This window comes from Pseudomonas sp. FW305-96 (genome assembly GCF_058783825.1).
Genome location: NZ_JBYSYW010000061.1, coordinates 1 through 12,245 on the forward strand (window position 1 = coordinate 1; position 12,245 = coordinate 12,245).

Consider the following 12,245-nt stretch of genomic DNA (forward strand, 5'->3'; position numbering starts at 1 on the left):
TGATCGGCGCTTGACGGGCATCCATGCCCGTCACCTCCCTGCGCAAGCCCTCCGTTCGGCCTCCTGAAGTCGCAATTGGTGTCGCCTGAACTATCGCGCACTTAGAAGCAAAAGCAGAGCAAGAACCGATCAAGATCAAGATCAAATCTTTATATATTGCAACGCTGTTTTGCCGGAGGCTGACTGGGTTGCGTATATCTGCGCAGGACCACGAACCACTAATGCAGGATCTGCTTCAAAAACGCCTGTGCCCGCGCCGTCCTGGGCTGCCCGAAGAACACTTCCGGTGAAGAGTCCTCAATGATCTGCCCACCTTCGAGAAACAACACCCGCTCTGCCACCTGTCGGGCAAAGCCCATCTCGTGGGTCACGCAGAGCATGGTCATGCCGGTGCCGGCCAGTTGCACCAGCACGTCCAGTACCTCGGCCACCATCTCCGGGTCGAGTGCCGAGGTCGGCTCGTCGAACAGCATGATCCTCGGCTTCATGCACAACGCCCGGGCGATCGCCACCCGCTGCTGCTGGCCGCCGGAGAGCTGGCTGGGGTACTTGTGCGCCTGGCTTTCGATACCGACCTTGCTCAGGTACGAGCGCGCCCGTTCCTCGGCGTCCCGCCGCGACAGGCCGCGCACGCTCATCGGTGCCAGCAGGCAATTGTCGAGCACGCTCATGTGCGGGAACAGGTTGAAGTGCTGGAACACCATGCCGATCTCGCTGCGCACCTTGGCGGCCTCTCGGCCAGTGCTCGCAAGGTCGGTGCCAGCCACGCGGATGCTGCCCTGCTGGGCGATCTCCAGGCGGTTGATGCAGCGGATCAGCGTCGACTTGCCCGAGCCCGACGGGCCACAGAGCACGATTCGTTCGCCCTCGCGCACCGACAGGTCGATATCGTGCAGCACATGGAACGCGCCGTAATGCTTGTTCAGGCCCTCGATACGGATCAGCTCCGGGCGCGGGTCGGGGGCAGGGTGCAGGCTGGCAAGGCTCAAGGGTGCGGTCATCTTGTTGTTCTCCCGCTCAAGGTTCAGGCGAAGCGTGCGGCGCTGTAGGGCGCAGGGTCGGTGAAGGGGCGCTCGCCGGTCATCAGCTCCGCCAGCAGGCGGCCACTGACCGGGCCCAGCGTCAGACCATGATGGGCATGGCCGAAGTTGAACCACAGGTGCTTGTGCAGCGGCGCCGGGCCGATCACCGGGCGCATGTCTGGCAGGCAGGGGCGACGGCCCAGCCAGGGCTTGTCGTCCAGGCGCTCGCCCAGGGCCGGGAACAGCTTGCGCGCCAGGGCCTCGCAGCGGCGCAGCTGGATCTCGTTGGCCGGGGCATCGCTGGCGGCGAACTCGATGCCGGTGGTCAGGCGCACCCCCCGGGCCATCGGCGCCAGGACATAGCCGCCCTGGGTGTCGCAGATCGAGTGACCCAGTTCGGTGCCGTCGCGGGTCGCGTAGTGCATGTGATAGCCGCGCTTGATCCCCAGCGGAAAGTGGTAGCCCAGCCGTTCATAGAGGTCGGCCGACTGCGGGCCGAGGCAGGCCACCACCTCGTCGGCCATCACCGTGCCCCGGCGGCTGTCCACCTGCCAGCCGCCCTCGACCTGGCGCAGGCTGCGCGCATCGCCGTAGAGGAACTGCCCGCCACGCTGGACGAACAGCGCGGCGTAACCACGGGTCAAGCCGCCGGGGTTGCTCACGGTCTTCGGGTCGAGCCAGTGGATGCCACCGATCACCCCACCGTCCAGTTGCTGCTCGCGGACCTGCAGTTGCTCGCGTTCGAGGATCTCGTAGCGCAGGCCGTAGCGGGCCAGGCCTTGAAGGTCGTGCTTGGCCTGCGCGAACAGCGCGGCGTCGCGGTACACCTCGATCCAACCCTTGGCTTGCACCAGCCCTTGCAGGCCGGCGGCTTCGATCAGCACATCGTGTTCCTCGACGCTGCGCTGCACCAGCGGCAGCATGTCGGCGGCGGCCTTGGCCAGGCGCCCGGGAGCGGACTGGCGCCAGTAGCTGAGCAGCCAGGGTGCGGCCTTGGGCAGGTGGGCAAGGCTGTAGCGCACGTCGGGCTGGCGGTTCAGGCCATAGCGCAGCAGGGCGCTGTACTGGCGCGGGAAGGCATAGGGGATCACGCTGGAACGCTCGATCAGCCCGGCGTTGCCATGGCTGGTGCCGCTGCCTGGCTCGTCGCGGTCGATGAGGATCACCTGGCGTCCGCGGGCCTGCAGATGCAGGGCGGTGCTGACGCCGACGATGCCGGCGCCCAGGACGATGGTCTGGCAATGCATGGAAGATTTCCTTCAGTCAGTTCAGGTGGCGGCCCAGGCGGGCTTCCAGGTGTTTCAAGGTGCGCCGGACCACCTCGACGATCAGCAGGTAGAGCACTGCCGCCCACAGGTAGATCTGGAAGTCGAAGCTGCGCGAGAAGGCCAGCTTGGTCACCCCCATCAAGTCGTAGATCGTCACCAGCGAGGCAATCGCGCTGGCCTTGATCATCATGATCAACTCGTTGCCCAGCGGGCCGATGGCCACCAGCAGCGACTGTGGCAGGACCACCTTGAAGAAGGTGGTCGAGCGCTTGAGGTTGAGTGCCTTGGCCGCTTCGTACTGGCCCGGCGCGACCGCCATCAGGCTGGCGCGGAAGATCTCGGCCTGGTAGGCCGCCGTGTTGAGGGTGAAGGCGAGCAGGGCGCAGTACCAGGCCTCGCGGAAGAACCACCAGAGGCCCAGCTCCTGCCAGAAACCCTTGAGCGAACCCAGCCCGTAGTACAGCAGGAACAGCTGGGCCAGCAGCGGTGAACCGCGGAAGAAATACACGTAGCCAGCCGCCAGGCGTCGCAGCACGCGGCTGGGTGACATGCGCGCCAGCGCCAGGAGCATGCCCAGCAGCGCGCCGAGAGTGAAGGAGATCGCCACCAGCTTGGCGGTGACCAGCAGGCCATCGACGAAACGCGCGCCGTAGCGGTCCAGCAAGTCCGGGTCGAGCACGTAGGCCAGCAGTTGCTCAAGGCTCATGGGCGGGCTCCTTGCAGGTGGCGATTGCTGCGCCGCTCGAGCAGGGCGAAGACCCTGCCCGATAGCGCCGAGAACAGCAGGTAGACCAGGCAGGCGACGCCGTAGAACAGCATCGGCTCCTTGGTCACGCTGACCGCGAGATTGGTCTGGCGCATCAGGTCGATCAGCGAGATGGTCGAGACCAGCGAGGTGTCCTTGAGCAGGCTCAGCCAGTTGTTCGACAGGCCCGGCAGGGCGATGCGCGTCAGTTGCGGCAGCACCACCTTGAAAAAGCCGGTGCGCTTGCCCAGGCCCAGGGCCGCGCAAGCCTCCAGCTGGCCCTTGGGCAGGGTCTTGAAGGCCATCAGCCAGATCTCGCTGGAGAACGCGGCGAACACCAGGCTGAAGGCAGCCATGGCGGCGAGGAAGGTGTTGATCAGCACCTCGCCTTCATAGCCCAGCGCGGCGAGGAGCTTCTGCGCGGCGATCTGGCAGCCGTAGTAGATGATCAGCAGGGTGAGCAGTTCGGGCAGGCCGCGAAACACCGTGGAGAAGGTGGTGGCCCAGGCCCGCGGCAGGCGTTTGCGCGAGCGCGCGGCGAGCGCCACCAGCAGGCCCAGTGGCAGGCCGATGGGCAGGCAGGCCAGGGCCAGCGACACGGTCACCAGCGCGCCGGCCAGCAACGCCTGGCCCCAACCGCCGCTGGCAAAGGAAAGCAGGGAGAGTTGATCGAGCATGGCTAACCCCCAGGAAACAGGTGCCCTGGTGGGAGCGGGCTTGCCCCGCGATGGCGTGGTTCACTGATCAGGCGCCATCGCGCGGCAGGCCGGCCTCCACGAGATTACTGGTAGATGTCGAAGGCGAAGTACTTGCTCGCGATCTTCTGGTAGGTGCCATTGGCCACGATCGCCGCCAGCGCCTCGTTCAGCCGCGTGCGCAGGGCCTGGTCGTCCTTGCGCACGGCAATTGCCGCGTCGGCCTTGGTGCCGTCGACATCACCGAGGATCTTGCAGCAGTCCTTGCCATTCTTGTTCAGCCATTCGTGCAGCGGGAACTTGTCGGCGATCACCCCGTCCAGGCGCCCTGCGGCGAGGTCGGCGTTGGCTTCGTCAAGGGTCGGGTACAGCTTCACGTCCGCGCCGGCCTTGCCGTATACGTCCTCGGCGTAGATCGCCTGGGTCGAGGCGGATTGCGCGCCGACCGTGTAGCCCTTGAAGTCGGTCTGCGCGTCGCTGATCGGGCTGTCCTTGGCGACGGCCACGGTCAGTGGGGTGCGGTAGTAGTGGTCGGTGAAGGCGATTTTCCGGCGCCGTTCCTCGGTGTCGATCATCGAGGCCACCACCGCGTCGTACTTGCGCGCCATCAACGCCGGAATGATGCCTTCCCAGTCCTGGGCCACCAGGGTGCACTCGACCTTCATCTGTTCGCACAGGGCATGGGTGATGTCGATGTCGAAGCCGTGCAGCTTGTTGTCGGCATCGACGTAATTGAAGGGGGGATATGCCCCTTCAGTGGCAAAGCGCAGGGTCTCGGCACTGGCGTGGCCCGCCAGCAGCAGGGCGCACGCACCCACCACAGCCATGGTTCCTTTCATCTCGCACCTCGGTCATCGCACTCTTGCTATTGTTGTTTGCCCGCCGGCCACGAGGTGTAGCCGACGAACTCGTTATGTAGAGCGGCAGTTGCTTCCAAGCGTTTTTCAACATCCGGTCCGAGCTGCTTGCAGACCTCGTTGACCATCAGGTGCACCCACGACAGCATGGTCGCGGTGGATTCCCAGAACAGGTTGAATTCGGTGGGGATGCGGAACACCTCGTCGGCTTCGGCATCGGCCCAGTCACAGAAGGTGTCGGTGACCAGGGTCACCGGAATGCCCAGCGCACGCGCCTTGTGGCACAGCTGCTGGGCGTGGCGCGAATAGCGGCGCGCCTCGAACACCACCAGCGCGCAGTCCTGCGGGCGCCCCAGCAGTACCTCGCCGAAATGCCCGGCGCTGCCATCGACCAGTTGCACGCCGTCGCGCAGGTACTGCAGCAGGTGGCTCATGCACATGGCCACGCCACGCTCGGTCTGAAAGCCGGCGACGAATACCCGGGGTTTGTCGGCCAGGCGCCGAGCGACCTGTTGCCAGGTTTCGCCGCGGCTGTACTCGTGCACGCGCACCAGCGCGGCCATCTCCAGCTCCAGGCTGCCTGAGCGCTGGTCGTCCTCGGGTTGCTGGCGAAACGCCTGCAGGCGGTCGCCGGCCAGCCACGGGCCGTCGCCCAGGTCGTTCTGCAGGTCGTGCTTGAGGGCCTTGAGGTGGGCATAGCCCAGGGCGCGGCAGAAGCGGCCGACGCTCGATTCGCTCACGCCCAGCTTGGCGGCGATGCTGGCCGAGGTCTGGAACGGCAGCTCATGGAGGTTGGCGAGCATGTAGCTGGCGATCTGGCGGCCCGAGGCGGCAGCGGTGTGCAAGCTGCTTTCCAGGCGTTGCTTGATCGATTGGCTCATGGTCGGTTCCGGCTGATTTCTGGCGTGGAAGCCAAAATGGCTGTTTTCTGTCATCAAGTCAATATTTGACAGATAGCTGTCATTGGCGGGAAAGTCTGTGCAGTTGCGCTGTAGCGATTCCAATTCCAAGAAAGGAGCTCCAGATGTCTTCACCTTCCACCGGCCCTGTCGTGCGCGTGCCTTTTACCGAACTGCGGGCGTTATTGCAGTCGATCTTCGCGCGGCATGGCTGCAGCGCGGCGGTGGCCGCCGCGCTCGCCCACAACTGCGCCAGCGCCCAGCGTGACGGTGCCCACAGCCACGGGGTGTTCCGTATTCCCGGTTATGTCTCGACCCTCGCCAGCGGTTGGGTCGATGGCCGCGCCGAGCCGCAGGTAACCGACCTGGCGCCGGCTTATGTGCAGGTCGATGCCAAGGGTGGGTTTGCCCAGCCGGCCCTGGCCGCCGCCCGCGCGCTGTTGGTGGAGAAGGCGCGCACGGCCGGCATCGCGGTGCTGGCGATCCATAATTCGCACCATTTCGCCGCGCTGTGGCCGGATGTCGAGCCATTCGCCGATGAAGGCCTGGTGGCCCTGAGCGTGGTCAACAGCATGACCTGCGTGGTGCCCCATGGCGCGCGCAAGCCGTTGTTCGGCACTAACCCCATCGCCTTCGCCGCGCCTTGCGCGGGGCACGACCCGATCGTCTTCGACATGGCCACCAGTGCCATGGCCCATGGCGACGTGCAGATTGCCGCCCGGGCCGCCGAACAGCTGCCGCCGGGCATGGGCGTGGATGCCGCCGGCCAGCCGACCAACGACCCCAGGGCGATTCTCGAAGGGGGGGCCTTGCTGCCGTTCGGCGGCCACAAAGGCTCGGCGCTGTCGATGATGGTCGAACTGCTGGCGGCAGCGCTGACGGGGGGCCATTTTTCCTGGGAGTTCGACTGGTCCGGGCATCCGGGGGCAAAGACCCCATGGACCGGGCAGTTGCTGATCGTGATCGATCCGGCCAAGGCGCAAGGCGAGCGTTTTGCCCAGCGCAGCCGTGAACTGGTGGAGCAGATGCAGGAAGCGGGGCTGACGCGCATGCCGGGGGAACGGCGCTACCGTGAGCGTGAAGTGGCACTGCGCGAAGGCGTGGGATTGTCCGAACGGGAGCTGGCCGAGTTGCAAACACTCGCTGGCTGAACCCAAGTTCCATTGTTCAGGGTACCGGTGCGGACCTGCTTCGCACCGGTGTCCGGCCTTCCACCGCACTCTGCTCACACCGTGAGCGCTGCGCCTCCCTGGTGTTGAACCCCGCTGCTCCTGCCGTTGTCCCCCCTTCCCATGTCAGCCCGCCCCCCCGCGATCCATTAGCGTTCCGAGCATTTCCGACTGGCAAAAGCAGGATGCTTACCAATGCTCTTCAGCGAACTCATGGCAGCGCTTTCCACCCGTGCGATCCGACTCCAGCGCGAGGAGGCCGACCTGATCGTCGAGGGCGATGACGACACCCTCGATGACGCGCTGTGGGACGCATTGGCGGCGCACAAGCCAGCGCTGCTGGAGATGCTTGCGGGCCTGGAGGATGGCTGGCTGAGCCCGGCGCTGCGCATCACCCCCGACATGCTGCCCCTGGCCGGGCTCGACCAGGCCGCCATCGACCGCATCGTCGCCACGCTGCCCGGGGGCGCGGCGAATCTGCAGGACATCTACCCGTTGGCGCCGCTGCAGGAAGGCATGCTCTACCACCACCTCACGGCCGCCGAGGGTGACCCCTATGTGCTGCAGGCCCAGCTGCGTTTTGCCAGCCCGGCGCACCTGCAGGCGTTCGCCGAGGCGCTCGACTGGGTGATCCAGCGCCATGACATCCTGCGCACGGCACTGGCCTGGGGATACCTCGACCAGCCGCTGCAGGTGGTGTGGCGCAAGGCGCCCCTGGCTTGCGAGGCAGTCGGGAGCCTGGACGGTGACGAGCCGCTGGAGCAACTGCGCGCCCGTTTCGACTCGCGTCATTACCGCATGGACCTGGCCCAGGCCCCCTTGCTGCGGCTGGTGCATGGCCAGGATCGCGACGGCCGGGTGCTGGGCTTGCTGCTGTTCCACCACACGGTCATGGACCACACCGGCCTGGACATCGTCCGCCGCGAGATCCAAGCCTATCTCGCAGGTGATGGCGAGCGGCTGCCAGCGCCAGTGCCGTTCCGTGACCTGTTGGCCAGAAGCCGCCAGGCCCAGGACGAACAGGCCCATGAAGCATTCTTTGGCGCCATGCTGGCCGATATCGATGCGCCGACCCTGGCCTTCGGCGTCCAGGAGGTGGCCGGCCAGCCCATGGAGGAAGCACGGATCACCCTGGCGCCCGGCCTCAGCCAACGTCTGCGTGCCCAGGCCCGGTTGCTCGGGGTCAGCCCGGCCAGCATCATGCACCTGGGGCTGGCGCGCCTGTTGGGGGCGTGGTCCGGGCGCGAGTCGGTGGTGTTCGGCAGCGTGCTGCTGGGGCGCATGGCGGCGGGCGAGGGCGGCGAACACGCCCTCGGGATGTTCATCAATACCTTGCCGCTGCGGGTCGACCTGCAGGGGCAGGGTGTGCGGGATGCACTGTTGCTGACTCACCGCCAGTTGACCGCGCTGCTCGGCCACGAACAGGCGCCGCTGGCCCTGGCCCAGCGTTGCAGCGGTGTGGTGGCGCCGATGCCGTTGTTCAACAGCATGCTCAACTATCGCCATAGCGCGGCGGGCGACGCCGCCGCGGTGATCGCAGTGGCGCCGGGCATCGATGTGGTTGGCACCGAGGAGCGTACCAACTACCCCCTGAACCTGGCGGTCGACGATCTGGGTGACGATCTGCGCCTGACGGTCCAGGCCCTCGCTGAATGGGGCGCCGAGCGACTGTGCGGACAACTGCGACAGGTGTTCGAGGGGCTGGTGGAGGCGCTCGAGCGCACCCCCGACCTGCCCGTGCTGGCGCTGCCGGTGCTGACGCCCGAGGAGCGCCATCAACTGCTGACCGGCTGCAACACCACGGCCGCCGAACACGACCTCGACCAGCCGCTGCACGCGTTGTTCGAGCGCCAGGCGCTGCTGCATCCACAGGCGGTGGCCATCGAGGCGGAAGGTGAACAGCTGACCTATCGGCAGCTCAACGAACAGGCCAACCGCCTGGCCCACCACCTGATCGCCCTGGGCGTGCGCCCGGACGACCGGGTGGCGATCTGCGTCGAGCGTGGCCCGTCGATGGTGGTTGGCCTGCTGGCCATCCTCAAGGCCGGTGGCGCCTATGTGCCAGTGGACCCGAGCTACCCGGCCGAGCGCATCCGCCACATGCTCGTCGACAGCGCGCCGCTGGCCGTGCTGGTGCACGCGGCCACCCGCGAGGTACCGGGCGCGCTGGCCGTGCCGCAGATAGACCTCGACCAGGCGGACTGGGAAAGCCTGCCGGCGACCGACCCACGGGTGGCCGGGCTGACTTCGCGCCACCTTGCCTATGTGATCTACACCTCCGGCTCCACCGGCCTGCCCAAGGGTGTGATGGTCGAGCACCGCAGCGTGGTCAACCTGGTGCACTGGAGCGCCGGGCTGTGCCCCGCGAGGGCGGACGGCGCGGTGCTGCACAAGACTCCGATCAGTTTCGACGCCTCGGTGTGGGAGCTGTTCTGGCCGCTGGGCAGCGGCCTGCGCCTGGTGCTGGCGCGGCCGGACGGCCAGCGTGACGCGGACTATGTGGCGCGGCGAATCATCGAGTCCAGGGTCAGCGTGGTGCAGTTCGTGCCGGCGCTGTTGCAGCAGTTCCTCGAACAGGCGCGCAGCGCGCAGTGCAGCAGCCTAACCGACATCGTCTGCGGCGGGGGCGAGCTGACCGAAGCCCTGGTGCGCCAGGTGCGCGAGCGCCTGCCGCAAGTGCGCCTGCACAACGTCTACGGCCCCACCGAAACCACGGTCGATTGCAGCGTCTGCACCCTGGAGCCTGATCAGCCCGTGCCGGAAGGCGCGCTGCCGATCGGCCGGCCGATCGACAACACCCGCCTGTACGTACTGGACGGCACGGACCAGCCGCTGCCCTGGGGCGTGGCCGGGCACCTGCACATCGGTGGCGTGGGCGTGGCGCGTGGCTACCTGGGCTTGGCCGGGCAACAGGCCGAACGCTTCATCGACAGCCCGTTCGTGCGCGGCGAGCGCCTGTACCGCAGCGGTGACCTGGTGCGCCAGCGCGCCGACGGTTCGTTGCAGTTCCTCGGCCGCAATGATCACCAGGTCAAGCTGCGCGGCCTGCGTATCGAACCGGGCGAGATCGAAGCCTGCCTGAACCGCGTGGACGGCGTGCGCGAGGCGCTGGTGCTGGTTCATGAACACCCGCACAGCGGCCAGCGCCTGGTGGCTTACCACACCGGCCTGGATCACGCCGCGCAGTACCTGCGCGAGCGCTTGCTGGAGCAGTTGCCCGAATACATGGTGCCAGCCTTGTTCATCCACTTGGATGACATGCCGCTGACGCCCAACGGCAAGGTCGACCGCAAGGCCCTGCCGACCCCCGAAGCGCCAGTGCGCCAGTACCAGGCGCCCCAGGGCCCGATCGAGACCGCCCTGGCTGCGATCTGGGTGGACCTGCTGGGTGTGGGGCCCGTGGGGCGTGACGACAACTTCTTCGAACTGGGCGGCCATTCGCTGCTGGCGGTCCGCCTGGTGGAGCGCATGCGCCAGCAGGCGCTGGAGGCCGATGTGCGGGTACTGTTCAGCCAGCCCACGCTGGCCGCGCTGGCGGCCTCGGTGGGGGGGCGGGCCGCTGTCGACGTGCCGGCCAACCGTATCCCGGCAGGCTGCACAAGGATCACCCCGGACCTGCTGCCCCTGGCCGACCTCGGCCAGGACGCCATCGACACGCTGGTGCGGCAGATCCCCGGTGGCGTGGCCAACGTCCAGGACATCTACGGCCTGGCCCCGCTGCAGCAGGGCATTCTTTACCATCATCTGGCCAGCGAAGGCGCCGACCCCTATGTGGTGCAGGCGCGTTTCGCCTTTGCCGGGCAGGCCGAACTGGACGCCTTCGTCGCCGCGCTGAACCAGGTCATCGCCCGTCACGACATCCTGCGCACCAGCCTGCATTGGCAGGGCCTGGACGCGGCGGTGCAGGTGGTCTGGCGCGAGGCGCCGCTGCTGCTGAGCCCGGCGCTCGAAACACCGCGCCTCGACCTGGGCCAGGCGCCGTTGCTGCGCCTGAGCAGCCAGCGCCAGGCAGGGCGGCTGGAGGCGACCCTGCTGCTGCATCATATTCTTGTCGACCACACCGCCGTGGAGCAACTGATGCTCGAGGTGGGGGCGTTGCTGCAAGGCTCCGCAGAGCTGCCTGCCAGCATCCCGTATCGCAACTACGTGGCCCAGGCACGTCTTGGCGCGGACCCGCAGGCCGACGAGGCCCTGTTCCGCGAGCTGCTGGGCGATATCGACGAACCGACCGAGGCGTTCGGCCTGCGCGAGGCCATGGCCGACACCCATTCGGTGGGTGAAAGCCGTTGGCCCTTGGAGCCGGCGCTGGTCGCACGTCTGCGCGGGCAGGCCAGGGCGCTGGGGGTCAGTGTCGCCAGCATGGTGCATCAGGCCTGGGGCCAGGTGCTGGCGCAGATGTCCGGGCGCGAAGAGGTGGTGTTCGGCACCGTGCTGCTCGGTCGCCTGCTGGGCGGCGAGGGTGCCGATCGGGCGTTGGGCATGTTCATCAACACCCTGCCGTTGCGGGTCAGCGTGGGCAGCGGCGGTGTGGCCGAAGGCGTGCGCCTGACCCATCAGCGCCTGGCGCGCCTGCTGGCCCATGAACAGGCCTCCCTGGCCCTGGCCCAGCGCTGCAGCGGCGTGCCGGCCTCGCAGGCGCTGTTCAGCAGCCTGCTGAACTACCGCCACAGTGCCGGCCAGCCCGCGCAGGGGGCCGTCTGGCCGGGGATCGAACTGTTGGCCGCGCAGGAGCGCAGCAATTACCCGCTGGTGGTCAGCGTCGATGACTATGGGGATGATTTCCGGTTGACGGTGCAGGCCGTGGCGTCGGTTGATGGCGAGCGCGTCTGCCGCTTGCTGCAGTGGGCCTTGACCCAGTTGGTCACGGCGCTGGAGCAGGCGCCGCAGGTCGCGCTGCACAGCCTGCATGGGTTGCCCATGGTCGAGCGCGACTGCGTGCTGGGTCGCTTCAATGCCACGGCACGCGACTACCCGCGCGAGCTGGCCGCCCACCGCCTGTTCGAAGCCCACGCCGCGAGCACGCCAGAGGCGCTGGCGGTGATTCACGGTGAACGCCAGTGGAGCTATGCCCAGCTCGATGACCAGGCCAATCGCCTGGCGGTCTACCTGCTCGAGCAGGGCCTACGTGCCGGTGATCGCGTGGCCTTGTTGCTGCCACGCTCCTTCGACCTGTTGGCGGCCCAACTGGCGGTGAGCAAGTGCGCGGCGGTGTTCGTACCGCTGGACGGCAATGCCCCGGCTGAGCGCCAGGCGTTCATGGTCGGCGACAGCGGGGCGGCGCTGCTGCTGACCCACAGCGACCAGCCCGAAGTGGTGGGGGCGCGCCGGGTCGAAGTCGACCGGCTCGACCTGAACACCTATGCGGCTGCGCCGCTGGGCCTGGCGGTGGACGCCGGCAGCGCGGCGTACATCATGTACACCTCCGGCTCCACCGGCACGCCGAAGGGCGTACAGGTGCCGCACCGGGCCATCGTGCGCCTGGTGATCAACAACGGTTTTGCCGACTTCAATAGCCAGGACCGCGTGGCCTTTGCCTCCAACCCGGCGTTCGACGCCAGCACGCTGGAAGTCTGGGCGCCGCTGCTCAACG

At 67.5% G+C, this 12,245-nt stretch carries 8 protein-coding genes; 2 read left to right on the forward strand and 6 right to left on the reverse strand.

Going from position 1 to position 12,245, the window contains the following annotated elements; translation table 11 throughout:
• Window positions 1-218 precede the first annotated feature (218 nt).
• The 6 genes from AC3WL2_RS25600 to AC3WL2_RS25625 form a co-directional block, all read right to left on the reverse strand.
• Window positions 219-1,001 (reverse strand): amino acid ABC transporter ATP-binding protein, encoded by a 783-nt coding sequence (locus tag AC3WL2_RS25600; RefSeq protein ID WP_102685463.1) that lies wholly within the window; start codon window positions 999-1,001, stop codon window positions 219-221.
• Between the two features lie 23 nt (window positions 1,002-1,024).
• Window positions 1,025-2,269, reverse strand: coding sequence for an NAD(P)/FAD-dependent oxidoreductase (locus AC3WL2_RS25605; RefSeq protein ID WP_102685464.1), 1,245 nt, complete (start codon window positions 2,267-2,269; stop codon window positions 1,025-1,027).
• 16 nt (window positions 2,270-2,285) lie between these two features.
• Window positions 2,286-2,996, reverse strand: coding sequence for an ABC transporter permease (locus AC3WL2_RS25610; protein WP_102685465.1), 711 nt, complete (start codon window positions 2,994-2,996; stop codon window positions 2,286-2,288).
• Entirely contained in the window at window positions 2,993-3,712 is a 720-nt protein-coding gene (locus AC3WL2_RS25615; RefSeq protein ID WP_102685466.1) for an ABC transporter permease, read from the reverse strand. The genes AC3WL2_RS25610 and AC3WL2_RS25615 overlap by 4 nt, the downstream gene beginning before the upstream one ends.
• Before the next feature lie 104 nt (window positions 3,713-3,816).
• A complete protein-coding gene (locus AC3WL2_RS25620) occupies window positions 3,817-4,569 on the reverse strand; it encodes a transporter substrate-binding domain-containing protein (protein WP_023632571.1) in 753 nt (250 codons plus the stop codon).
• 26 nt (window positions 4,570-4,595) lie between these two features.
• Window positions 4,596-5,468: a MurR/RpiR family transcriptional regulator gene (locus AC3WL2_RS25625; RefSeq protein WP_102685467.1), complete on the reverse strand. Its 873-nt coding sequence runs from the start codon at window positions 5,466-5,468 to the stop codon at window positions 4,596-4,598.
• 143 nt (window positions 5,469-5,611) lie between these two features.
• Between AC3WL2_RS25625 and AC3WL2_RS25630 the strand changes: the two genes are divergently transcribed.
• Window positions 5,612-6,637: an Ldh family oxidoreductase gene (locus AC3WL2_RS25630; RefSeq protein WP_102685468.1), complete on the forward strand. Its 1,026-nt coding sequence runs from the start codon at window positions 5,612-5,614 to the stop codon at window positions 6,635-6,637.
• Window positions 6,638-6,850: 213 nt separating this feature from the next.
• On the forward strand, window positions 6,851-12,245 hold a 5,395-nt coding region (locus AC3WL2_RS25635), incomplete at its 3' end, for an amino acid adenylation domain-containing protein (protein ID WP_492574594.1).